This window comes from Streptomyces sp. yr375 (genome assembly GCF_900110755.1).
Lineage (GTDB): Bacteria > Actinomycetota > Actinomycetes > Streptomycetales > Streptomycetaceae > Streptomyces.
This window is the reverse complement of sequence record NZ_FOFF01000004.1, coordinates 27,269-51,867: the sequence shown is the minus strand read 5'-3', so window position 1 is coordinate 51,867 and position 24,599 is coordinate 27,269. Positions and strand designations below refer to the sequence as shown.

16 protein-coding genes are annotated in these 24,599 nt (G+C 72.8%); 10 read left to right on the top strand and 6 right to left on the bottom strand.

Features of this window, described 5'->3' with window-relative positions; genetic code table 11:
• Window positions 1–35 precede the first annotated feature (35 nt).
• From prfB to BMZ82_RS06275, 3 genes are all read right to left on the bottom strand, one after another.
• Window positions 36–1,142: a peptide chain release factor 2 gene (gene prfB, locus BMZ82_RS06285; protein WP_093772930.1), complete on the bottom strand. Its 1,107-nt coding sequence runs from the start codon at window positions 1,140–1,142 to the stop codon at window positions 36–38.
• 114 nt (window positions 1,143–1,256) lie between these two features.
• Entirely contained in the window at window positions 1,257–2,510 is a 1,254-nt protein-coding gene (locus BMZ82_RS06280) for a serine/threonine-protein kinase (protein ID WP_093772563.1), read from the bottom strand.
• A gap of 124 nt (window positions 2,511–2,634) precedes the next feature.
• Window positions 2,635–4,371, bottom strand: a complete 1,737-nt coding sequence (locus BMZ82_RS06275; protein ID WP_093772561.1) for a serine/threonine-protein kinase — start codon at window positions 4,369–4,371, stop codon at window positions 2,635–2,637.
• A gap of 399 nt (window positions 4,372–4,770) precedes the next feature.
• On the opposite strand from BMZ82_RS06275, the gene BMZ82_RS06270 reads away from it, so the two are divergent.
• From BMZ82_RS06270 to BMZ82_RS06235, 8 genes are all read left to right on the top strand, one after another.
• Window positions 4,771–8,292 (top strand): FHA domain-containing protein, encoded by a 3,522-nt coding sequence (locus tag BMZ82_RS06270; RefSeq protein ID WP_093772928.1) that lies wholly within the window; start codon window positions 4,771–4,773, stop codon window positions 8,290–8,292.
• A 309-nt stretch (window positions 8,293–8,601) separates the two neighbouring features.
• Window positions 8,602–9,972: an ABC transporter substrate-binding protein gene (locus tag BMZ82_RS06265; RefSeq protein WP_093772559.1), complete on the top strand. Its 1,371-nt coding sequence runs from the start codon at window positions 8,602–8,604 to the stop codon at window positions 9,970–9,972.
• Window positions 9,973–9,979: 7 nt separating this feature from the next.
• On the top strand, window positions 9,980–11,272 hold the full coding sequence (locus tag BMZ82_RS06260) for a carbohydrate ABC transporter permease (RefSeq protein ID WP_177244413.1): 1,293 nt from the start codon (window positions 9,980–9,982) through the stop codon (window positions 11,270–11,272).
• A complete protein-coding gene (locus tag BMZ82_RS06255) occupies window positions 11,269–12,120 on the top strand; it encodes a carbohydrate ABC transporter permease (protein ID WP_256251791.1) in 852 nt (283 codons plus the stop codon). Before BMZ82_RS06260 ends, BMZ82_RS06255 begins: the two co-directional genes overlap by 4 nt.
• Window positions 12,121–12,312: 192 nt before the next feature.
• A complete protein-coding gene (locus BMZ82_RS06250; RefSeq protein ID WP_093772555.1) occupies window positions 12,313–14,589 on the top strand; it encodes a bifunctional glycosyltransferase/CDP-glycerol:glycerophosphate glycerophosphotransferase in 2,277 nt (758 codons plus the stop codon).
• Between the two features lie 52 nt (window positions 14,590–14,641).
• Window positions 14,642–16,885: a bifunctional glycosyltransferase/CDP-glycerol:glycerophosphate glycerophosphotransferase gene (locus BMZ82_RS06245; RefSeq protein WP_093772553.1), complete on the top strand. Its 2,244-nt coding sequence runs from the start codon at window positions 14,642–14,644 to the stop codon at window positions 16,883–16,885.
• Window positions 16,886–16,890: 5 nt separating this feature from the next.
• Window positions 16,891–19,218, top strand: coding sequence for a bifunctional glycosyltransferase/CDP-glycerol:glycerophosphate glycerophosphotransferase (locus tag BMZ82_RS06240; RefSeq protein WP_093772551.1), 2,328 nt, complete (start codon window positions 16,891–16,893; stop codon window positions 19,216–19,218).
• Between the two features lie 30 nt (window positions 19,219–19,248).
• Window positions 19,249–19,977, top strand: a complete 729-nt coding sequence (locus tag BMZ82_RS06235) for a hypothetical protein (RefSeq protein ID WP_093772549.1) — start codon at window positions 19,249–19,251, stop codon at window positions 19,975–19,977.
• A 77-nt stretch (window positions 19,978–20,054) separates the two neighbouring features.
• Here BMZ82_RS06235 and BMZ82_RS06230 read toward each other — a convergent pair whose 3' ends face one another.
• Entirely contained in the window at window positions 20,055–20,468 is a 414-nt protein-coding gene (locus BMZ82_RS06230) for an organic hydroperoxide resistance protein (protein WP_093772547.1), read from the bottom strand.
• A gap of 121 nt (window positions 20,469–20,589) precedes the next feature.
• Between BMZ82_RS06230 and BMZ82_RS06225 the strand changes: the two genes are divergently transcribed.
• The gene (locus BMZ82_RS06225) at window positions 20,590–21,132 is read left to right on the top strand and encodes a MarR family winged helix-turn-helix transcriptional regulator (RefSeq protein ID WP_093772545.1); all 543 of its coding nucleotides are present in this window, start codon (window positions 20,590–20,592) and stop codon (window positions 21,130–21,132) included.
• Window positions 21,133–21,219: 87 nt separating this feature from the next.
• Here BMZ82_RS06225 and BMZ82_RS06220 read toward each other — a convergent pair whose 3' ends face one another.
• Window positions 21,220–22,752, bottom strand: a complete 1,533-nt coding sequence (locus tag BMZ82_RS06220; RefSeq protein ID WP_371271158.1) for a glycosyltransferase family 39 protein — start codon at window positions 22,750–22,752, stop codon at window positions 21,220–21,222.
• 72 nt (window positions 22,753–22,824) lie between these two features.
• Between BMZ82_RS06220 and BMZ82_RS06215 the strand changes: the two genes are divergently transcribed.
• A complete protein-coding gene (locus BMZ82_RS06215; protein WP_093772541.1) occupies window positions 22,825–23,865 on the top strand; it encodes an ADP-ribosylglycohydrolase family protein in 1,041 nt (346 codons plus the stop codon).
• Here BMZ82_RS06215 and BMZ82_RS06210 read toward each other — a convergent pair.
• A complete protein-coding gene (locus BMZ82_RS06210) occupies window positions 23,814–24,461 on the bottom strand; it encodes a TetR/AcrR family transcriptional regulator (RefSeq protein WP_093772539.1) in 648 nt (215 codons plus the stop codon). The genes BMZ82_RS06215 and BMZ82_RS06210 overlap by 52 nt on opposite strands.
• Between the last annotated feature and the right edge of the window lie 138 nt (window positions 24,462–24,599).

Here is a 24,599-nt window from a genome sequence, read left to right as displayed (position 1 = left end):
CCACCGTTTCAGGGGCGGTTGCCTTGTCGACAAACCTACTTCTCCTGCTGCTTGCGCCAGCGAATTCCGGCTTCCAGGAATCCGTCGATCTCACCGTTGAACACGGCCTCGGGGTTACCGACCTCGAATTCGGTGCGCAGGTCCTTGACCATCTGGTACGGGTGCAGGACGTACGAACGCATCTGGTTGCCCCAGGAGTTGCCGCCGTCGCCCTTGAGGGCGTCCATCTTGGCCTGCTCCTCCTGGCGGCGCCGGTCGAGCAGCTTGGCCTGGAGGACGTTCATCGCCGACGCCTTGTTCTGGATCTGCGACCGCTCGTTCTGGCAGGAGACGACGATGCCGGTGGGGAGGTGGGTGAGGCGCACCGCGGAGTCGGTGGTGTTCACGCCCTGGCCGCCCGGACCGGAGGACCGGTACACGTCGACGCGCAGCTCGGACTCGTCGATCTCGATGTGGTCGGTCTGCTCCACCACGGGGAGGATCTCGACGCCCGCGAACGAGGTCTGGCGGCGGCCCTGGTTGTCGAAGGGCGAGATGCGCACGAGACGGTGCGTGCCCTGCTCCACGGAGAGCGTCCCGTACGCGTACGGGATCTGGACGGCGAAGGTGGTCGACTTGATGCCGGCCTCTTCGGCGTACGACGTCTCGTAGACCTCGGTCTTGTAGCCCTTCTGCTCCGCCCACCGCAGATACATGCGCTGCAGCTTCTCCGCGAAGTCCGCGGCGTCGACGCCGCCGGCCTCGGCGCGGATGTTGACGAGCGCCTCGCGGGAGTCGTACTCACCGCTGAGGAGGGTGCGGACCTCCATCTCGTCCAGCGCCTTCTTGACGGCGGTGAGCTCGGACTCGGCCTCGGCGCGGGTGTCCGGGTCGTCCTCCTCCTCGGCCATCTCGAACAGCACGACGAGATCGTCGATCCGGCCGCGCAGCGTGTCCGCCTTCCTGACCTCGGCCTGGAGGTGGGACAGCTTGCTGGTGATCTTCTGCGCCTCGTCCGGGTTGTCCCACAGGGACGGCGCGGCCGCCTGCTCCTCGAGCACGGCGATGTCTGCCCTCAGCTTGTCGAGGTCCAGAACGGCCTCGATCGACTCCATGGTCGAGGAGAGGGACTTGAGCTCTTCGGATACATCGACGACTGCCACGCCCACCAGCCTAACGGACCCGGCATCCCGGCCCGTCCGGCGTAACGGCATCACGGCGTCATGACGTCACGGAGTCACGCGGCCGTGACGCCAGAGAGTCACAGAGTTACGGCGTCACGGTGTCGTCGGGGCCGAGTTCTTCGTGTCCTGGGGCGTCGCGCCCGCGTCGTCGCCCGAGGTGGCCGCCCAGGTGCCGGCGCCGACCGCCGCCACCAGGGCCGCCGCGGCCACGCCCAGGGTGATCCGGCGCCGTCGGGTGGCGGAGCGGTTGCGGGCCGAGCCGGGGCGGGGGGCGCCGGCCGCTCTGGGCACCCGGGCGGTGCCGTGCGCGCCGCCCGCCAGTTCGTCCGGCGCGGGGACGCGCATCGAGGTGTGGGTGTCGCGGTTGGAGTCCGGTTTGGCGCCCGGCACCAGCGGGACCGAGCCCCGGCGCTCGCGCCCGCCGGAGGGCGCGGGCGGCGCGGGGGCGGTGCCCGGCTCGGCTGCGCCGTCCGCCTCGGTCTCCGGTTCGGTGTCCGGCTCGTCGACGTCCAGCGGGGGCATGCCCGCCAGGGTTGGCAGTTGCTCGCGCAGGCGGCACGCCAGTTCGGAGGCGCGCAGCCGGGAGGCCGGGGCCTTCGCCAGGCACTGCACGAGCAACTGCCACAGCTCGTCCGGGATGCCGGGCAGCGGGGCGACGGCCTCCGTGACATGGCGGCGCAGCACCGCGCCCGGGTGGCCGCCGCCGAACGGCGTGAAGCCCGCCAGCAGCTCGTACAGCACCGTCGCCAGGGCGTAGATGTCGACCGAGGCGCGCGGCGGCAGGCCCTCGACGATCTCCGGGGCGAGGTAGTCGGGCGTGCCGATGATCTTCGTGGCGCGGGTCCGTTTGGGGGTGTCGATGAGTTTGGCGACGCCGAAGTCGGTCAGCAGCGCGCGGTGCGAGCCGCCGGGGCCGAGCGGGCCCTGCATGTCGAGGAGCACGTTCTCCGGCTTGACGTCCCGGTGGACGACCCCGGCCGCGTGCGCGGCGGCCAGGCCCTCGGCGACGTCCGCGACGATCGCGACGGCGGCCTCGGGGGCGAGCCTCCTGTCCCGTTCGAGCCGGGTGCGCAGGTCGGTGCCGCGGACCAGGTCCATGACCAGCGCCAGGTCGTTGCCGTCGACCACCAGGTCCCGTACGGACACCACGTTCGGGTGCTCCAGGCCGAGCAGGGCGGTGCGCTCCTGCACGAAGCGGCCCACCAGCTCCTCGTCGGAGGCGAGGTCCTCGCGCAGCAGCTTGACGGCGACGGGCCCCTCCGGTCCCTCGCCCAGCCACACCGTGCCGGCGCTGCCCCGTCCGAGGATCTGGTGGGCGGTGTACCGGCTGCCGATCTTCCGTGCCAAGGCTGCTCCTACAGACGCGTGTTGCCATCAAACTACGCGTCCGAAGCGCCAACCTTCACCGCGGAGACGGAAATCACCCGCCAGATGTCGACAAGTCCACAAACTCGCGGTCGGCGCCGGTGTCTCAGTTCCCGGCGCCGCCCGAGCCGCCGCCCGAACCCGAGCCGCTGCCGCTGTTGCCCAGGTCGCTGATCCAGCCGGTGACGTCCCCGACCCAGCCGCTGACCAACTGCCAATAGCTCTTGCCCGTGCCGATCCAGCCCTGGAGCGGGCTGAACTCCCAGACCAGCCAGCCGGCCACGAACAGGATGACGATCGTGAACAGACAGCCCTTGAGGCAGCCGAGGCCGGGGATGCGCATCGGGTTGGCGCTGCGCTGCCTAGGCTCGCGCGGCTGCCGGGGCTCCGGCGCGGGCCGCTGCTGCGGCTGCTGTGGCTGCTGTGGCTGCGGCGCGTACCGCTGGGGCTGCTGCTGCGGCTGCTGGTGCTGCGGAGGGGCGTACTGCTGCTGCGGCTGGCCCTGGTACCCGTAGCCGGGCTGCTGTGGTTGCTGCTGTTGCGGGCGGCGCTGGGGCGGATACCCCTGCTGCGGTTGCTGCTGGGGCGGCTGTTGCGGGGGCTGCTGGCGGGAGACCTGCCGCTGGGGGCGGCGGCGCAGTGGGTCCTGGCCGGGGTCGAGGTAGGGCTGGACCTGTGTCGGTTCGTTGCGGTCGCGGGCGGCGCGCATCTGGCTCTGCCAGGGGTGCGGCTGCTCGGGCTGCTGCCCCTGCTGGTGCGGCGGCACCGGCGGCAGGACGGCCGTCGCGTCGGCCGCGCCCGCCGCAGCGCCCGCGTGCGGCAGGACGGCGGTGGGGTCCGCGGCACCGGCCGGGCCGGCCGTGTGCGGCAGGACGCTGGTCGCGGCGTTCGGGTCGTAGGCCCCGGCGGGCGCGCCCGGTACGGTCGCGGGCGCCGGGTCGGGGGCGAGGATGTGGCCGACGCCGTCGGCGGCGGCGATCTGCATCGAGTTGGCGTGCACCCCGATGCCCTCGGCGACGATCCGCAGCCCGCGCGCGAGGTTCTCGGCGCTCGGCCGGTGGTCGGGGTTCTTGCTCAGGCAGCGCTCGATGACCGTCCACAGCGGGTCGGGGACCGTGGAGGGGCGGCGCGGCTCGGCGCTGAGATGCTGGTGCAGGACTTCCAGGGCGGAGCCGCCGGAGAACGGCGGACGGCCGGTGACCAGCTCGTACATCAGGATGCCCGCGCCGTAGATGTCCACGGCGGAGGTCTGCGGGCGGCCCTCGGCGGACTCCGGGGCGACGTACGCGGGCGTGCCGACGAACTCGCTGGTGCGGGTCAGGCCCGGGGAGTCGGCGAGGCGGGCGATGCCGAAGTCGGTGAGCAGCGGGTGCATCTCGCCGCCCTGCTGCTTCAGCAGGACGTTGGCGGGCTTCAGGTCGCGGTGCACGACGCCGTCGGCGTGGCTGGCGGCGAGCGCGTCGGCGACCTGGGCGGTCAACAGGGCGGCGGCGACGGGCGTGAAGGGGCCGTTCTCGCGCAGGTAGCGGTGCAGGTCGGGGCCCTCGACGAGGTCCATGACCAGGGCCAGCAGATCGCCCTCGACGACCAGATCGCGGACCCGGACGATGTTCGGGTGGGTCAGCCGCAGCAGCACCGACCGCTCGCGCAGGAAGCGCATCACCACGTCGGGGTCGTTGGCGAGCTCTTCCTTGAGGACCTTGATCGCGACGGTCTCGCCGGGCTGGCCGGCCACGGCCGCCTCGGCGCCCGCGGTCTCGCGCTGGCGGGCTCGCCAGACGGTGCCCGTGGCGCCGCGTCCGAGCGGCTCCTCGAGCAGGTACTTGCTGCCGACTGGCCGCACGTCACGCGCTCCCTGCTGCTTGCTTGCCTGTGCTGTCCGGGTTCCGACCCACTGTCGCGCCCCACTGTAATGCCGCCGTCCGGACACCGGGCTGTCGTCTTTATGCGAAGGAAAGACGCGTGGCCCGGTCCCCTTGGTTGCCGGAGCCGGACGTGACCGATCTCAACTGATCGCCGGTGACGTACTTGTCCGGCACTTTTGCGGGCAGAGCCGACCAATCAAGATCACTTGCCATCGGGGGGCGGGCGCGTTGTCAGTGACAGGTGCGAGGATGCCTTCAGTACTGGCAGTACTACCGCAGAAACTGCTGTGGAACTTCCGGTGCTGGCAGTACTGGCCGCTGTGCTCGTGTGGGGTGGGGGGAAGTCCGCGCCCGTGCAGAAGGGACCGCTGACGGCGATGCAGATCCGGCTGACCGTCGTAGACCCGACGGGCCCGCCCGCCGACGCACGGGCCCGGGCCGCGAGCTGCGACGTGCTGGTCACGGCGCCCGCCGGCACCGCCCTGGCGGCGGTGGCCTCCGCGCTGGCCGCGGCGGTCTCCGGGGAGGGCGCGGGCTCGTCCTCGTCGACGGCGGCGGTCGTGCTGTACGCGGGCGTGGAGCGGCTCGACACCCAGCGCTGCACGCTCGGCGAGCCGCCGCTGATCGACGGCGCGGTGCTGTCCCTGGGCGCTCCGGCCGACCCCGAGCCGCACCCCGAGGTCGACGACGCCCCGGCGCGCCTGCACGTGGTGGCCGGACCCGACGCGGGCGGCGTCCATCTGCTGCACGGCGGGCAGGTCCGCGTCGGCCGCTCCGCCGACGCCGACGTGCCTCTCGACGACCCGGACGTCTCCCGCCTGCACTGCGCGGTGACGCTCTCGCCCGACGGCCGCGTCACGGTCGCCGACCTCGGCTCCACCAACGGCACCACGCTGGACGGCACGCGCGTACAGACCCGCCACGTCCGCCTCACCCCCGGCGCCCTGCTCCGCATCGGCGAGTCGGCCCTGCGCCTGGCTCCACCTGGCGGCCCGGGCCCCCGCATGCCGACGACACCGGACGGCGAGGGCCATGTACGGGTGCCGTGCGGCGGCACGGACGAGGACTCACGGGAAGAGCAGGAAGAAGGGGAAGGCCGGAAAGCGGGGGACGGCGGCCCCGCCGGCCCCATCGGCCACGCCTACGGCACGGTGGACTGGACCGGCGCGGGCGACGACGCCCGGGGCGAGAGGGCCGAGCGGGGGCCTCGGATGCCTCCCGTGGTGCGTCGCACAGCGCCTCCCCAGATGCCGGGCGCGGTGCCGGGTCAGGTGCTGCCGGGCCAGGTGCCGGGCCAGAGCACGGCACCGCGCATCGAGAGCACGCCCGCAGCGGGCGAAGGCTCTCTGTCCGACTCCCTGTCCGGCTCCGTGACCGTCACGACGGCCACCCATGGCGGACGCTCGGGCCTCGGCTCGTTCACGACGGCGTACGACGACGAGGTCCGAGGCCCGCACACCGCCCACACCCCCGACACCTCCTCGTACGACGACACGTCCGACATCGACACCGACACCGACGCCGACCCGCGCGGAGGCACCCGCCGTAAAGGCACCCCCCTGCGCGGTACGGACGTCCCGCCGGGCGTGCGCAAGCGCGGCGGCCTGTCCGCGTGGGCGCGGCGGCTGGCCGGAGGGCGGGGGGACGACCAGGACGCGGCCGTCCCCGGGAGCGGCGGCGAGGCGGTGGCCGGTGTCGAGCCGGTGCCGTCGGCCGCCGCTGCCGTCCCGCTCCCCGCACCGGAGACCTGGCCGGACCCGGCGGCGCTGCTGCTGACGGCGCTGGGGCCGGGCCCCCGGCTGTGGGAGCGCGGTCCGGGGCACCCGGAGGCGCTCACCGTGCGGCTCGGCACGGCCGACCGGGCGGCCCCCGACGGCTCGGGTCTGCTGCCCGCCGTCCCGGTGACGGCCGGGCTGCGCGAGGTCGGCGCGCTGGGTCTGGCCGGGCCGCGCCCGAGGCTGTCCGGGCTGGCGCGCGCGGTGCTGGCCCAGCTCGCCGCGCTGCACTCGCCGGACGCCCTGGAGATCGTCCTGATCAGCACGGACCGGGCGCGTTCCGAGGAGGAGCGCGCCGCCGAGTGGTCCTGGCTGGGCTGGCTGCCCCAACTGCGCCCCGGACACGGCCAGGACTGCCGGCTCCTGCTCGCCTACGACCGCGACCAGGCCACCGCCCGCACCGACGAACTCCTGCGCCGCCTCGAGGACCACGTCTCCGACAGCGCGAGCGGCCCGGGCCCGGCGCAGGTGCCGCCGCCGCGCGGCACCGCCCACCGCCCCTCGTGGGCCGTGGCCGACGACACGGGCGGCGACCACCCCGGCCCGTACACGGTGGTCGTCGTGGACGGCGACCCGGGCGGCGCCGATCTGCGGGACGCGGTGAGCAGGCTGGCGGTGACCGGTCCGCGCGCCGGGATCCACGTCGTGTGCCTGGCCGAGACGCCCGCCGCCGCCCTCTCCGCACCGGCGTCGCGGACGTACGAGGCGGCCTGTGCGGCGGTGCCCACGTTCCGCGCGTGCGGGGCGGTCGCGCTGCTCAGCGGGGACGTGGCGACGGCGCTGCGGCTGCTGCGGGTCGCCCGGTCCGGGACGGACCCGGAACGGCCGGGCCCGGTGGGCGCCGGCACGGTGGGCGCGGTGGACGCGGTCTCCCTGGCCTGGGCCGAACGCTTCGCGCGCGCCCTCGCACCGCTGCGCCCGGACACCGCGGGCGGCGGTGCGGAGCGGCACACACGCGTGTCGGCACCGCTCCCCCAGTCGGCCCGCCTCCTGGACGAACTGGGCCTGGCCCGGGCCACCCCGGCCTCCCTGATGGCCCGCTGGGCGGACGCGGCGGACGACGCCGAGGCGCTCGGCGGCCGGGCGTGGGCGGTGCTCGGCGCCGGTCCGCGCGGCCCGGTCGGGGTGGACCTGGCCGCCGAGGGCCCCCACCTGCTGATCGAGGGCCCGCCCGGCAGCGGGCGTACGGAGCTGCTGCGGGCGGTCGTCGCGTCGCTGGCGGCGGCCGAGCGCCCGGACCGGCTGGGCATCATCCTGCTGGACGGCCGCGACACCGTGGGCAAGGGCAGCGGCGGCGGTGGCGGCGGCCCGGTCGACGGCCTCCAGGTCTGTACGGACGTCCCGCATGTCACCACCCACCTCACCGCCAACGACCCGGTCCGGATGCGGGAGTTCGCGCAGTCGCTGAGTGCCGAGCTGAAGCGGCGGGCGGAGCTGCTGGGCCGCTCCGACTTCGCGGAGTGGCACACGCACCGCGAGGTGTCCGGCCGCATCCTCCCGCAACGCACCCCGAACCCCTCGCCCTCGGCGGCGGGCGCCGCCGACCTCGACACCCCGCCGAGCACCACCATCCGGCTGCGCCCGGGAGCGGCGGCCCGCCAGCGGACCGAGACGGCGGCTCCGTTGCCGCGCCTGATCGTGGTCGTCGACGACCTGGACGCCCTGGTCTCCCCCGCGCTCGGTTCCCCGGGCCGGCCCGCCGCCGGTTCGGTGATGCGGGCGCTGGAGTCGGTGGCCCGCGAGGGCGAGCGGCTCGGCGTGCACCTGGTGGCGGCGGCCGGCCCCGGCGGCCGTACGGCGGAGTCGGAGCCGGCCCGCCGTTCCACCGTTCGGATCACTCTCGAACCCCCGGGTTCCGGCGCGGACGAACCGTCCCCGGGCCGAGGCCGCCTCAGGGGCGCGGACGGCCGCCTCACCCCCCTCCAGGCCGGCCGAGTCACCGGCCGCATCCCCCGCACGGCAACCCTCCGCCCCACGGTCGTCCCCCTCGAATGGCCCCGCATGGGCGACCCCCCCACCCGCAGACCAGTCCGAGAACTGGGCAACGGCCCCACAGACCTGGCCCTACTGGCCAGCGCCTTGGAACGAGCAGCCCGCCAACCGAGCCCATCAACCGTCCACTGACGAACACGGGGGCAGGCCATCTCGGCCTGTCCGGCGTCCACTGCCAAAGCACCAGTCAGGGCAACCCAGCCCGTTGGGGGTCCCCCCTCTGGGGGAGTTTGAGGACGAGGCCCCTTAAGGGCCGATAGCGGGGGCCTGGGGGCGGCAGCCCCCAGCAAGGCCCACACCAACACCCGCACCGATCACAACGCGATCACGATCCCCCGGCCCCCCGCGTGGGCGCTCTTGCCGAGCCAGTACACCCGGCGTAGACCAGTGCCCACGGGACAACGCTCAACGTTCGACGAGGAACGAAGAACGGGGCCAGTGATGCGCAGCACAAGCAGCAGCACCACCATCCGAGCAGCCGCCGCCCTCCTGGCGGGAGCCCTCGCGCTCTCGCTCACCGCCTGCGGCAACGACGACGAGAAGAGCAGCGGCACCGGCAGCGGCACCGGAACCAAAGATTCCGGCAGCACTCTCACCCTCCCCAAGCTCGACGGCACCCAACTCGAGGTGGCCGCCGTATGGACCGGCACCGAACAGGCGAACTTCAAGAAGGTCCTCGCCGAGTTCGAGAAGCGCACCGGCGCGAAGATCACCTTCGTACCCGCCCAGGACCCGATCATCAACTTCCTCGGCTCGAAGATCGCGGGCGGCTCACCGCCGGACATCGCGATGCTTCCGCAGCCCGGCGCGATCAAACAGGCCGCCGAGAAGGGCTGGGCCAAACCGCTGGGCGCCGAGGCGAAGGCAGAACTGGCGAAGAACTACTCGCAGAGCTGGCAGGACATCGGGAAGGTCGGCGCCCACCAGTACGGCGTCTACTACAAGGCCGCGAACAAGTCGCTGATCTGGTACAACGCCAAGGTCTTCGCGAACGCGGGCGCGAGTGACCCCGCCACCTGGGACGACCTGCTGAAGACCGCGCAGACGGTCTACGACTCCGGCGTCACCCCGTTCTCGATCGGCGGCGCCGACGGCTGGACCCTCACCGACTGGTTCGAGAACGTCTACCTCTCCCAGGCGGGCCCGGAGAAGTACGACCAGCTCGCCCAGCACAAGATCAAGTGGACGGACCCGTCCGTCAAGGCGGCCCTGACCACGCTCGCCCAGATCTGGGGCAAGAAGGACTGGATCGCGGGCGGCGCGAACGGCGCGCTCCAGACCGAGTTCCCGGCCTCGGTGACGCAGACCTTCACCGGCGGCGACCAGCCGAAGGCCGCCATGGTCTACGAGGGCGACTTCGTGCAGGTCAACATCGCCGACACCAAGGCGAAGGTGGGCACGGACGCCAAGGTGTTCCCGTTCCCGAAGGTCGGCTCCACCGCGCCGGTGGTCTCCGGCGGTGACGCGGCCGTCATCCTGAAGGACTCCAAGGGCGCGCAGGCGCTGGCCACCTTCCTGGCCTCGCCGGACGCGGCGGAGATCCAGGCCAAGCTGGGCGGCTACCTCTCGCCGAACAAGAACGTGGACCTGTCCGCGTACCCGAACGAGGTCCAGCGGAAGATCGCCAAGGCGCTGATCGCGGCCGGCGACGACTTCCGGTTCGACATGTCCGACCAGGCCCCGCAGGCCTTCGGCGGCACCCCCGGCAAGGGCGAGTGGAAGGAACTCCAGGACTTCCTGAAGAACCCGACCGACGTGGCCGGCATCCAGCGGAAACTGGAGTCGGACGCGGCGGCGGCGTACGGGAACTGACCCGGCGATGAAACAGTCCGTGACCGGCACGCGCAGGAGCGTGGCGGCGCTGTTCCTGCTGCCCGCCCTGGTGCTGCTCGGCGCGCTCGTGGTCTACCCGATCGGGTACTCGCTCATACGCAGCTTCTACGACCAGTCCGGCGACGGTTTCGCCGGCGTCGACAACTACAAGGCCCTCTTCACCGACGCCGGCATCCGCACCGCGCTGAAGAACAACGTGATCTGGGTGGTGTTCGCGCCGACGATCGCGACCGCGCTCGGGCTGGTCTTCGCGGTGCTGACCGAACGGGTGCGCTGGGGCACCGCGTTCAAGCTGGTCGTCTTCATGCCGATGGCGATCTCGATGCTGGCGGCCGGCATCATCTTCCGGCTGGTCTACGACCAGGACCCGGACAAGGGCGTCGCCAACGCGGTGTGGGTGGGCGTGCACGACACGTTCGCCGAGGCGTCGGCGTTCCCGAAGGCCCACCCGGGCCGCGACTCGCCGCTGAGCCCCGACCAGGGCGGCTTCGTCACCAAGGCCCCGGTCCGGGCGGGCACCCCGGTCGCCCTCCCGCTGGTCGGCGTCGCCCCCGACCAGATGCCGGACAGCGCGAAGAAGGCCGTACGAGCACCGGCGGACCCCGGGAAGATCACCGGCACCGCGTGGCAGGACTTCACGCGCGGCAAGGGCGTCGGCACGCTCGGCGCGCCCGACCCGTCCGAGCTGGGCTACGCCGGGATGCGCGTCGAGGCGGTCAAGGACGGCAAGGTGGTGGCGTCGACGAAGGCCGCCGCCGACGGCACCTTCACCCTCCCCGCCAGCGCCGACGGGGCCCGACTCCGGCTCCCCGCAAGCAACTTCAAGGAGGCGTACAACGGCGTGGACTGGCTGGGCCCGGCGCTGGTCACGCCGTCCATCATCGGCTCGTACATCTGGATGTGGGCGGGCTTCGCGATGGTGCTGATCGCGGCCGGTCTGGCGGGCGTGCCACGGGAGCTGCTGGAGGCAGCGCGCGTGGACGGCGCGAGCGAGTGGCAGGTGTTCCGGCGGATCACCGTGCCGCTGCTCGCGCCGGTCCTCGCGGTCGTCACCGTCACCCTGATGATCAACGTGCTGAAGGTGTTCGACCTGGTGTTCATCATCGCCCCTGGCTCCTCGCAGGACGACGCGAACGTGCTCGCCCTGGAGCTGTACCGCAAGGGGTTCTCCGAGGACCAGCCCGGCATCGCCAGCGCGATCGCGGTGTTCCTGCTGCTGCTGGTGATCCCGGTGATGTGGTTCAACGTGCGCAGGCTGCGGCGGGAGGTGCGGCGATGACGGCGGCGGCCAAGTGGCTGACGGAGAAGCTCAACGGCGGTCTGGTGCGCGTCTTCCTGCTCGTCGTCGGGGTGTTCTGGCTGGTCCCGACGATCGGGCTGCTGATCTCCTCGCTGCGCTCCCCCGAGGACATGAGCGCGAGCGGCTGGTGGAAGGTGTTCTCGCAGCCGTCCCAACTCACCTTCGACAGCTACCGGAAGCTGCTGGAGAACAGCGACATCACCAGCTCGCTCGTCAACACCGTGCTGATCACGGTGCCGGCGACGGTCCTGGTCGTCGTCATCGGCTCGCTGGCGGGGTACGCGTTCGCGTGGATGGAGTTCCCGGGCCGGGACTGGTGGTTCCTGGGCGTCGTAGGGCTGTTGGTGGTGCCCGTGCAGGTGGCGCTGATCCCGATCGCCGAACTGTTCGGCAAGATCGGCCTGTTCGGGAACATCCTGGGCGTGATCCTGTTCCACGTCGGGTTCGGACTGCCGTTCGCGGTGTTCCTGCTGCGGAACTTCTTCGCGGAGATCCCCCGCGAACTGCTGGAGGCCGCCCGCCTCGACGGGGCCGGTGAACTGCGCCTGTTCGCACGGGTCGTGATGCCGCTGGGCGGACCGGCGATCGCGTCCCTGGGCATCTTCCAGTTCCTGTGGGTGTGGAACGACATGCTGGTCGCGCTGGTGTTCACCAACGCCGACAGCCAGCCCATCACGGTCGCCCTCCAGACCCAGGTACGGCAGTTCGGCAACAACATCGACGTGCTGGCGCCCGGCGCGTTCATCTCGATGGTGATCCCGCTGGCCGTGTTCTTCGCGTTCCAGCGGCAGTTCGTGTCCGGCGTGATGGCGGGCGCGGTCAAGTAGCCGGACAAGTCACCGGAGAACAGCCGGAGACCAGCCGGAGAACCGGGAAAACAGGGGGCGGGCCGGGTCATCGGCTCGCCCCTCTCCGTTAACCCGAAATCCCCCGTATGCCTCGGAAACCGTAACCAATTCACTCCTTCGGCCGTTCCCGGGCAAGGCCCTGCCCCGCCCGCGCCGACCCATGGATGTCCCTTGCCCAGGTTCAGTGTCATCGTCCCCGCGTACAAGGTTCAGGCGTACCTGCACGAGTGCCTCGAATCGGTGCTGTCCCAGTCGTACGCCGATCTCGAACTGATCGCCGTCGACGACCGGTCGCCGGACGCCTGCGGCGACATCATCGACGAGTTCGCGGCCCGCGACGCGCGCGTGCGCGCCGTGCACCTGCCGCACAACGTCGGTCTGGGGCTGGCCCGTAACGCGGGGCTGGCGCAGGCCCGGGGCGACTACCTGCTGTTCCTCGACTCCGACGACACGCTCACCCCGGACGCGCTGCGCGCGATCGCCGACCGGCTGAAGGACACGGGCGAGCCGGACGTCCTGGTCTACGACTACGCGAGCACGTACTGGTCGGGCGAGGCCGTCCGCAACAAGTTCGCCGACCAGCTCGGCGAGGAGGGCCCGGCGCCCTTCACGCTGGCGGACCGGCCGGGGCTGCTGCGGGTGCTGATGGTGGCCTGGAACAAGGCCTACCGGCGGGAGTTCGTCGAGAGCGTGGGCCTGACCTTCCCGCCCGGCTACTACGAGGACACGCCGTGGACGTACCCGGCGCTGCTCGCGGCGAAGACGCTGGCGACGCTGGACCGGGTCTGCGTGCACTACCGCCAGCGCCGCCGGGGCAGCATCCTGTCGACCACCAGCCGGGGCCACTTCGACGTCTTCGAACAGTACGACCGGGTCTTCGCGTTCGTCGAGCAGCGGCCCGAACTCGCCGAGTGGCGGCCGGTGTTGTTCCGCCGCATGGTCGACCACCTGTCGACGGTCTTCACCAAGCGCGACCGGCTGCCGCGCGGTTCGCGCGCCGAGTTCCTGCGCAGGGCCCGCGCCCACTACCGCCGTTACCGCGTCCCGGGCGCATCCGTCCCGCTGCGCTCCCGGCTGCGCCACACCCTCGTCCACTTCGGCGTGCACCGCACCTACCGCGTGTTGCAGGTCTCCATGACCGTGCGCCGGCGCACGCAGAAAGCGGCCTCGAAACTGACCCGCGCCCTGCGCGCGGCGGTCCTCCAGGCGCACTACCGCGTCCAGTTGCGGCTGCCGCTGCGCGCCGACCGGGCCGTGTTCGCCGCGTACTGGGGCCGTGGGCACGGCTGCAACCCGGGCGCGCTGGAAGAGGCGTTCCGCACGTTCGCGCCGCAGGTGCGCACCGCGTGGATCGCCCGCCCCGAGCACCAGGCGTCCGTCCCGCCGGGCCCGCGCCAGGTGCGCCCCGGCACGGCCGCCTACTGGACGGCGCTGGCCCGCTCCAAGTACCTCGTGAACAACGTCAACTTCGACCGGCGGCTGGTGAAGCGGCCCGGCCAGGTCTTCGTACAGACCCAACACGGCACGCCCCTCAAGCACATGGGCCTCGACCTCCAGGAACGCCCGGCCGCCGCCCGTGACATGGACTTCGGCAGGCTGCTGGACGGCGTCGACAAGTGGGACTTCGTACTGTCCGCCAACCGCCACACCACCCTCACCTGGGAGCGCGTCTACCCGGGCCGCTACGAGACTCTCGAGTACGGCTACCCGCGCAACGACGTCTACCAGAAGGCGACGGCGGCGGACGTGGCCCGGCTGCGCGAGACCCTCGGCATCCCGCGCGACACGGTCGCCGTCCTGTACGCGCCCACGCACCGCGACTACCGGCGCGTGCAGGGCTCCCACCTCGACCTGGAGCGCGTCCTGCGCCGCCTCGGCCCGCGCTTCGTGATCCTGGCCCGCGCCCACTACTGGCAGGACGCCCCGCTGGCCCGGCAACTGCCCGGCGTCATCGACGTCACCGGCCACCCCAGCGTGGAGGCCCTCTGCCTGGCCTCGGACGCCCTGGTCACCGACTACTCGTCCCTGATGTTCGACTACGCCAACCTGGACCGCCCGATCGTCATCCACGCCGACGACTGGGAGGCGTACGAGGCGGCCCGCGGCACCTACTTCGACCTGCGGGCGTTCCCGCCGGGCGCGGTCGCGCGCAGCGAGGACGAGCTGATCGACATCTTCGGCACCGGCCACTGGCGCGGCTCCCGCTCGACCCAGTTGCGCACCGCGTTCCGTGAGCGGTTCTGCGCCCACGACGACGGGCGCGCCGCCGAACGGGTCGTCCGGCGGGTCGTCCTGGGCGAGACCGACCTGCCCGCCGTGGTGCCGCTCGCCGAGCGCTGCCCGGCGGCGTCGGCGGCGCAGACGGCGGCGCAGGCGCAGTCGGGACGCCCGCCGCTCGCCACCGTGCCACGGCCGTCCGGCTCCCGCCCCGTCACCGACAGCCACTGACCGCCGTTCGCCTTCCGGCAGAGAAACCAGACACAGACGGAGAAAGAGCAGCATGCCCCGCTTCAGCATCATCGTCGCGTCCCATGGGGACGGGGGTCCCCCCGGTCGAGTGGCCACGAGACTGGGGGAGGGCCGGCTGTCCCTGGCGCTGGACTCCGTCCTCGCCCAGTCCTTCGCCGACTTCGAGCTGATCCCGGTCGGCGACGCGCCCGACGCCGTGGCCGGCGCCGTCGCCGACCGGTACGCGCTGCGCGACTCCCGGGTGCGGCCCGCGCAGTCGCCGCCCGCGGCGGGTCTCGCCGGGGCGCGCAACGCGGGGCTGCGGGCGGCGAGCGGCGGGTACGTGCTGTTCCTCGACGGCGACGACACCCTCGCCCCTGGCGCGCTGACGGCGCTGGACGCGCGGCTGACCGAGACCGGCGACGTGGACGTCCTGTACACCGAGCACGAGCGCGTGCCCTGGTGGGAGGGCGCGCCGGCCAACCCGGCGGCCCCGCTGCTGGCGAAGACCCCGCAGGGCGCGTTCTCCCCGTTCGAGGCCCCGCAGGTGACCGGGGTGCACCTGCCGGTGTGGGGCACCGCCTACCGGCGCTCCTTCCTCGCCGAGCACCAACTCGCCTTCCCCGACGGCAACTTCACGGACGTCGGGTTCGGCGGTCTGGTCACGGTGTACGCGGAGCGGGTCGCGACCTTGCGGTCGGTCGTCGTACGGCATCTGCTGCGGCGGCAGGGCGATCCGCTGAACCTGCCGGGCGAGCATCACATGGAGCTGCTGGACCGCGCCGACGAGGTGCTGACCCGGGCGGGTGAGGTCGCGCTGTCCGAAGACCGGTCGGGGCCGCTGTTCGAGCAGCTCTTCGCGGCCGTCCTGAAGACCGCCGCGCATCCGGCCCGGCTGTCCGGGCGTCGCCGCCGGGCCTTCTTCCGGCGCGCGGGCCGGCTGTACCGGCGGCACCGGCCGGACGGTTTCCGCAGACCGGGCGGGAGTCTCGGGGTGCAGCACCGGCTGCTGGCGGCCGGCGCGTACACCGCGTTCCGGACGCTGCGCGACGCCAACCGCAGGGCGTCGGCGGCCGGCCGGCGCGTCCCGCGCGCGCGAGGCCTGCGCACCCGCCTGTACTACCGGCGTCAACTGCGCCGCCGTATCGACCCCGACCTCGCGGTGTTCTGCGCCTACTGGGGCCGCGGTTACGCCTGCAACCCGGCCGCGATCCACGCCAAGGCCGCCGAACTCGCCCCGCACATCAGGTCGGTGTTCCTCGTCGAGTCCGACCAGGTGCACGCGCTGCCCGCGGGCATCGACCACGCGGTGATCGGCAGCCGCCGCTACTGGCAGGTGCTGGCCCGCGCCAAGTACCTGGTGAACAACGCCAACTTCGAGGGCGCGGTCGTCAAACGCCCCGGCAGCGTCCACCTGTCGACGCAGCACGGCACGCCGCTGAAGAAGATGGGCGTCGAGCAGGCCGAGTACCCGGTGGTCGCCGCCGCCACCGGAAGCTTCGACCGGCTGCTGGGCCGAGTCGACCGCTGGGACTTCAACCTCAGCTCCAACCGGCTCTCCACCGAGGTGTGGGAGCGGTCCTTCCCGGCCTCGTACGAGATGCTCGAGTACGGCTATCCGCGCAACGACGTCTACTACACGGCGACGGCGGACGACGTGCGCCGGGTCCGCGAGCGGCTCGGGATCCCGGCGGGCCGCACGGCGCTGCTGTACGCGCCGACGCACCGCGACCACCAGAGCGGCTTCCACGCGCAGCTCGACGTCGAGGCGCTGTGCGAGGCCCTCGGGGACGACTTCGTGATCCTGCTGCGCGCCCACTACTTCTACGACGACGCCCGCGACCGCCCGCGCGACGAGCGGATCATCGACGTCACCGGGCACCGCTCGTCGGAGGACGTGTGTCTGGCGGCGGACGCCCTGATCACCGACTACTCGTCGATCGTCTTCGACTACGCCAACCTCGACCGGCCGATCGTCGTGTACGCCGACGACTGGGACGTGTACCGCGAGACGCGCGGGGTCACCTTCGACTTCCTGGGCTCGGCGCCCGGCCCGGTCGCCCGCACCGCCGACGAACTGGCCGCCGTCTTCCGCTCCGGCCGCTGGGCCGGGGCCGAGGCGGCCGGACTGCGGGCCCGGTTCCGGGCCCGGTTCTGCGAGTTCGACGACGGGCGGGCCGCCGAGCGCGTCGTACGCCGGGTGCTGCTCGGGGAACCGGCCGAGCAGATCGAGCCCGCCGTCCCGCTCGCCCGGCGGACGCCCGCGCCCGCCGCCGTGACCTCTTCGAGGAGCTGACCTTCGTGCCCCGCTTCAGCGTCATCGTCCCTGTCTTCAAGGTCCAGGGGTTCCTTCGCGAGTGCCTGGACTCCGTGCTCGGCCAGTCCTTCGACGACGTCGAGGTGATCGCCGTCGACGACTGCTCACCCGACGGCTGCGGAGCGATCCTCGACGAGTACGCGGCCCGCGACCCCCGGCTGCGGGCCGTCCACCTGCCGGAGAACGTGGGCCTGGGCCGCGCCCGCAACGCCGGTCTGCCGCACGCCACCGGCGACTACGTCCTGTTCCTCGACAGCGACGACCGCTACACGCCCGGCCTGCTGCGGGCGGTCGCCGACCGGCTGGAGGTGACCGGCGACCCCGACATCCTGGTCTTCGACCACGTCCGCACCCACTGGTGGGGCCGCGCGGGCCGCAGCGACGCCGCGCACCTCTTCGAACAGGCCGGCACCGACACCTTCGACCTGCGCACGCACCCCGAGTACCTGGGGCTGTTCCTGGTCGCCTGGAACAAGGCCTACCGCCGGGACTTCTTCGTCGGGCACGGCTTCCAGTACCGGCCGGGGCTGTACGAGGACGCCCCCGTCACGTACCAGACGATGGTCACGGCGGAGCGGATCGCCTGTCTGGACCGGGTGGGCGTCGAGTACCGGCAGCGGCGGCAGGGCGCGATCACCCGCACCCCCGGCCGCAAGCACTTCGACATCTTCGACCAGTACGAGGGCCTCTTCGCGTTCCTCGCCGAGCGGCCCGCCCTGGACTGGGCCCGGCCGCTGCTGTTCGAACGGGCCCTGGACCACATGCTGTTCACCGTGGCCCGCCCGGAGCGCGTGCTGCGGGGCGACCGACGGGAGTTCCACCGGCGGATCCGGGCCTTCTACCGCGCCCACGTCCCGGCCGGCTTCGCCCCGCCGCCGGAGTCGCGCCGTACGGAGATCCGGCTGCTGTCCTTCGCCCCCTACTCCGCCCACCTGGGCCTCGGCGCGCTGCGCGGCGCGGGCCGGACCGCCGCGCGCAGGACGCGCAGGACGCGCGACCTGATCGCCCGGCGACTGAAGCGGGGCTGGTACCGGTTCCAGTTGCGGCGGCCCCTGGACCCTGGGCTCGCCGTGTACTCCGCCGGGCACAGCCGCGCCGTGAACGGCGACCCGTACGCCATCCACGCCCGGGCCGCCGAACTCGCGCCGCAGGTGCGGGGCGTGTGGGTGGTGCGGCCCGACGCGGTGGGGCTGGTTCCGCCGGGCACGGAGTACGTGACCACGGGATCCTGGCGCTACTACCGGGTGATGGCCCGCGCCGGGCACTGGATCAACGACTGCAACTGGGCCGGTGACCTGGTGAAACGCCCCGGTTCCCGGCACGTCCAGACACACCGGGGCACACCGCTGAAGTACATGGCCCTGGACCTGCTGGACCGGCCGGGCGCGCGGCACGGCACCAACGTCCGGGGCATGCTGCGGCGCAGCGACCGGTGGGACGTCAGCCTGGTCGCGAACCGGTACTCGGAGGAGATCTGGCAGCGGGCCTACCCCTGTCACTTCACGTCGCTGCGCAGCGGCAGCCCGCGCAACGACGTCCTGGTGCGGGGCGGGGACGCGCGGGCGGCTCGGACGGCTCAGGTCCGGGAGCGGCTGGGGGTCGGTCCGGCCGAGACGGTCGTGCTGTACGCGCCGACGCCGCGCGACTACCGCAAGGGCCGCCATGTCGGGCGGGTCGACCTGGAGGCGCTGGCGGCGGCGCTCGGCGGCGGGCACCGGCTGCTGGTGCGCCTGCACCCCAGCCTGGCCCGCCATCACGAACGGGCACTGCTGCTGCGCGACCTGCACCGGCGGGGCGTGCTGACCGACGTCACGGACGAGCCGCACGTCGAGGACGTCCTGCTGGCCGCCGACGCCCTGATCACCGACTATGCGGCGCTGATGTTCGACTACGCGAACCTGGACCGGCCGATCGTGATCCACGCCGACGACTGGGCGGCCTACCGGGCGGCCCGGGGCGCCTACTTCGACATCACCGCCGAACCGCCGGGCCACGTCACACGCTCCGACGAGGAACTGGCGCAGGTGTTCGCCTCCGGCGCGTGGCGCGACGCCGAGTCGGCCCGGCTGCGGTCGGCGTTCCGGGAGCGGTTCTGCGAGTACGACGACGGGCGGGCGGCGGAGCGGGTCGTCCGGCAGATCCTGCTGGGCGAGGCGCCTGACACGAATGGTGGCGGCGGGGTCGTCAACGGCACGGGCGCGGGTGACGGTAAGAGTGCGGGTGACGGTGCGGGTGTGGGTGACGGTGAGGGTGCGGTCGTCCGGATCCCGGCGGCCGTCGACCGTTCGGCGCGCCTGCCGGAGTACCGCTGACAGGACACCACGGGGGGCAAAATGCGTGGAATGCTCCCCACTGTCCGTCTCTTTCGGCATCCGACGCCGTACCAGTTCTTCGGGGCCCTGGTCTGGCTGGCGATGTCCCTCGCGTACTGGCGCGACCCGCTGTGCCGCGCGGCGCTGACCGGCCCGGTCAATCTGCTGGTGCTGCTGACCGGGATCGGCCGCTTCACGCGCGTCCTGACGGACCGTCGCCGGGCCGCCGTGCTGGTCCTGCTCACCCTGGCGCTGCTGTGGGGCGGCGACCCGTCCTGGTCCAACGGCGACCTCGGCCATCCGTCGACACTGGCCGTCGGGCTGACCTGCTGGGCCTGGGCGGGGACGGCCACCCGCGCGGGGGCGGTGCGCTGCCCGGTGCGGTACGTCGGTCCGAGCGGCCTGCGCAGCTCCTGGGGGTACGGGTGGCTGGGGGCGCTGTACGCGCTGATCCTGCTGCTGCACCCGGTGACGTTCGCCGCGGCGGCGGTCGGGGCGGTGGCGCTGGTCACCGGGTGGGAACGGGACCGGCGGGCGGCCGTACTGGGCCGGTGGGCGCTGACGGCCGCGGTGCCGTCGACGGCGGCGTACGTCCGGCCGTACGTCGACGCGCTCGCCCTGACGGCCGGGGACCCCGGTGCGGGACTCACCCCCGAGCGGCTGCCTCTGGGGATGCCTGGGCACTTCTGGCTGGTGCTGCTGGGCGTGCCCGCGCTGTGGCTGCGGGCCTGGCGGGCAAAGCGAACGGCGGGACACTGACCACACGTCCCGCCGGATGCCGCGCTCAGGAACTACAGGAACTACAGGAACTACAGGAACCAGGGGGGCTGGAGGGACTACTCGATGACGAGGTCGACCTCGATGTTGCCGCGGGTGGCGTTGGAGTAGGGGCAGACCTGGTGGGCCTGCTCGACGAGCTTGCGGCCGGCCGCCTCGTCCACGCCGTCGGGCAGCTCCACGCGCAGCGTGACCTTGAGACCGAAGCCCTCGCCCTGCTTGCCTATGCCGACCTCGGCGGTCACCGCGGCGTCGCTGACGTCCACCTTCGCGGCGCGGCCGACGAGGCCCAGGGCGCTGCCGAAACAGGCGGCGTAACCGGCGGCGAACAACTGCTCCGGGTTGGTGCCCTGCCCGTTGCCGCCGAGCTCCGCGGGCATGCCCAGCGCGAGGTCGATCTTGCCGTCGGAGGAGACGGCGCGGCCCTCGCGGCCGTGCGTGGCGGTGGCGACAGCGGTGTAGAGCGCGTCCATGGAAAACCATCCCTCTCAGAATCACGTTCCGGCGGCCCGGTCCGGCCGCCTGACGGAGATAAGTAGAGCACACAATTCAATTGGGCACAACTAAGTTGCGGGTACGAGCTACTCTGGAGACATGACCGACATGACCGCCCCGCCGCCACCTGTCGGCCCGGAGAATCCCGTGGAAACCGCCACAGAGGACGCCACAGAGAACGCAACGGAGAACGCAACGGAGAACTGGCTCCGGCTGGACACCCAGATCTGCTTCTCCCTGCACGCCGCGTCGCGCGCCTTCAACGGCGTCTACCGCGTGATCCTCAAGGACCTCGGGGTCACCTATCCGCAGTACCTGGTGCTGCTGGTCCTCTGGGAGGAGGGCCCGCTGCCCGTCAAGAAGCTCGGCGAACACCTGCGCCTGGACTCCGGCACGCTCTCCCCCCTCCTCAAACGCCTGGAGACGGCCGGTCTGGTACGCCGCGAGCGCAGCGCCCGCGACGAACGCTCGGTGGAGATCCGCCTGACCGAGAAGGGCACGTCCCTACGCGCCCGAGCCCAGGAGGTCCCCCGCAGAATCCTCACCGCCACCGGCTTCGACCCCACCGAGATCGGCGCTTTGCGAGAACGCCTGGACGAACTCACGGCGGCGCTGGACATGGCGGCGACGGAGGAGACGTAGGGGGCGGTAGCCGGGGTGAGGTTGAGTGGGGGGCAGGGCGCTGTGGCCGGGAGGCCAGGGAGGCCAGGGAGGCCTGAGCGTCGGCAGTCAGGGAAGCGGCTGCCGGGTGCCGGCGGTCGGAGATCCGGTGGCCCGGGTGCCGGCGGCCGAGGGCCCGGCCGGTGGGCGGCGGGTGTAGAGGCGGAGGGCGATGTCGGGGCGGTCGTACTCTCGGCGCGGGGTGAAGCGTTCCTCGACGGTGAGGAGTTTGGCGCGTTCGGTCGGGTCGCCCGGGAGCCAGTGTGAGCGCAGGGTGTACGGCTCGGCGACGATCCACAGTCGGCTCACCCCGGCCAGTCTGCGCCGCAGCTCACGGGGGCCGACCTCGCGGCCGTACAGCGTGCCGGACTGGGCGCCGGGCACCTTCAGCGCCAGGTCCCGCGCCCCCTGGAACCCCTTCGGGTAAGCGAGCGCGGCGCGGCGGCCGAGGGACGGCAGGAACAGCACCGGGTCGCCGGGGCGGACCTCGCGCGTGGCCAGCGCGGAGATGGCGGCGAGGTTGTCGGGGCGGTGGGCGAGGGTGCGGTACTGGCGGTGCAGCGGGAGCAGGTCGACGAAGACGACGGCGATGAGCAGGACGCCCGCCGGGGTGATCGTCCATGAGCGCGGTCGGCCGGCCCGCCGCGCGAGGCGGGCCAACCGGTCGGCCCCGGCCGCGATCAGCAGCGGCGCCCCCGCCAGGGCGTACAGCACGTAGCGTTCGTGATACAGGGGCCTGACCTGCGAAAGCAGTATCAGCAAGGTCGGCGGGACCACCATCAGCGGTGCCATGACGGCCGCCGTCCGCCCGGCCCACAGCCCCGCCACCATCAGCATCACGCACCCCCAGAACACCACCCCCTCCGGGCCCACCGCGAAGCTCCGCAGCAACCTCTCCGCGCTCCCCCGGTCCGGCACCGGCAACCACTCCACCTGCCGCGACTGCCCGTGGGAGACCAGCACCAACGGCAGCAGCACCACGACCGCCGCCCCGGCCGCACGCCCCCACCGCCACCACACGCCCCTCGGCACCCGCAGCAGCGCGAGGGTGACCGCGTGGGCGCACAGCATGAACACCGCCAGCTCGTGCAGCAGGCAGGTCACGGCGACGACACCGCCGTACCGCCACCACAGCCGCCGCTCCTCGACCGCCCGCACCAGCAGCAGCGTCGCCCCCGCAGCCCCGGCCGCGACCAGCGCGTACGAACGGCCCTCCTGGGCGTAGTGACCGGCGAGCGGGGTCACCGCGTACAGCAGACCCGCCCACAGCCCGACCCGGCGACCGGCCAGCCGCACACCGAGCGCGGCGACCAGCCCCGCGGTGACGGTGGCCGCACAGACGGACGGCAGACGCAGGACGACCTCGCCCGGATGGAGGGCCAGCACGACGTGCATGAGGAGGTAGTACAGCCCGTGCACCGCGTCCACCCCGTGCAGCAGCCGCCAGATCTGCGGCACCGTCCGCCCCGCGACCTGATAGGTGACGGCCTCGTCACGCCATATACCGCCACGGTCGATCCCCCACAGCCCGACGGCGAGCATGACGGCCGCGGGAACGGCAACAGGGACGGCGACGGGGACGGCTGCGCGTACACACACCACGCCGCCGATTGTGCGACGCACGCCCACCCGGCCCGGCCATTGACGGCACATCAGGCATCTAATATTCACGCAATGTGCCAAAAGCAGTACTCACACGCCCTCGGCTGTGTCGTCGGCTCCGCCGTGGGGGACGCGTTGGGCGCGCCCTTCGAGTTCGGGCCGGAGGGGGCGTTCTCCGCGCGCTTCCCGTCCGCCGGGCAGGGCGGCGAGATGTGCGGGGGCGGCGGCTGGGACCCGGGGGAGGCGACCGACGACACGCAGATGGCCGTCTTCGTCGGGGAGTCCCTGCTGGAGTGCGGCGGACTGGAACCGGCGGACGTCTTCCGGCGGTTCCAGCGCTGGGCCGCCGCCGACCCCAAGGACATCGGGTTGCAGACCGAGGCCGTCCTGACCAGCGGCGACCCCTGGGACACCGCCGCCGCCCGGCACTTCCAGCGCAGTCAACGGGCGGCGGGCAACGGCGCGTTGATGCGGGCGGCCACCTCCGCCGTGTACTTCGCGCCGCACGGCCGCGACGCCACCATGGACGCGGCCCGCCGGCTCGCCGCCCTCACCCACGGGGACCGCGCCGCCTGGGAGGGCACGGCCGTCTTCCACGAGCTGGTGCGCATCGCCCTCACCGGCGCCGACCCGCTGGCCGCGCTCCCGGAGACCCTCGCCGAGGTGCACGCCGACCACCGCGAGCGCTACGCGACCGTCCTCGCCCCGGACTGGCACCCCGACCTGGCGACGGAGTTCAACGGCGCGGTGTGGCCCTGCCTCGGCTCCGCCGTCTGGGCGCTGCGCACGACGTCCTGCTTCGAGGACGCGGTCCGCGCGGCCGTCGACCTCGGCGGCGACACGGACACCGTCGCGGCCGTGACGGGCGGCCTCGCCGGGGCGGTGTACGGCATCGACGACATCCCGCGCCGCTGGACGGCCGCCCTGCACGTCCCGCTACCGGGCTCCGCCGACCACCGCGTCCTGCGCCTGCCGGAACTCACAACCCTGGCCCACGCCCTGACCCACGGCCCGGCGGCCGGGTCCCCCGCGTTCTGGGGGGGCTCTACCCCCCGCGACAGCTACAGCGTCTTGATCGCCTCCGCCGTAGCCCGGGCCAGTGCGGCCAGGTAGCCCTTGGGTAGTTTCGGGCTGCGGATGACCACCGAGCGCCAGTAGAGGGGGCCCGAGATGAGGTCGAGGGCCAGTTCCTCGTTGACGGTCGCGCGGATCTCGCCGCGCTGTTGGGCCGCTGCCACGATCTTCAGGGCTACGCCCTCCTGCCCCTCCTTCAGTGCCTTCTGGAGGGCCTCGGCGATGTCGGGGTTGCGGGCCGCCTCGGCCTGGAGGTCCGGGATGATCTGCGAGGCCACGGGGTGTCGTAGGGCCCGTGAGGTCACCTCGTAGAGCATGCGCAGGTCGCCCTCCAGGCTGCCCGTCTCCGGGGCCGGCAGGCCCTGCACGGCGATCGCCGAGACGATGTCGAGGACCAGGTGCAGCTTGGAACGCCAGCGCCGGTACACGGCCGTCTTGCCCACCCCGGCACGGCGGGCGATGCCCTCGATGGACATCCGGGCGTAGCCGACGGTCGCGAGCTCCTCGAACACGGCCGCCCGGATGGCCTCCGTCACGTCCTCGCGCAGCACGGCCGCACCCGCCGGCGCCCGGCGGCGCGCCCGCACCTGGGGTCCTTCGGCGTTCGTCGCGTTCGTCGTCATGCCGACCAGCATAGGGCGTTACGACGATACGGTTGCGTTCCGACGTCAACTCGGCCTACTCTCACGTTGCGACGATACGGTCCCGTCCCGACGTAGTAAGAGAACGTTAAGAGCAGAGTAAGAACGCGTCGGGCTGCTTAGGGAAACGGC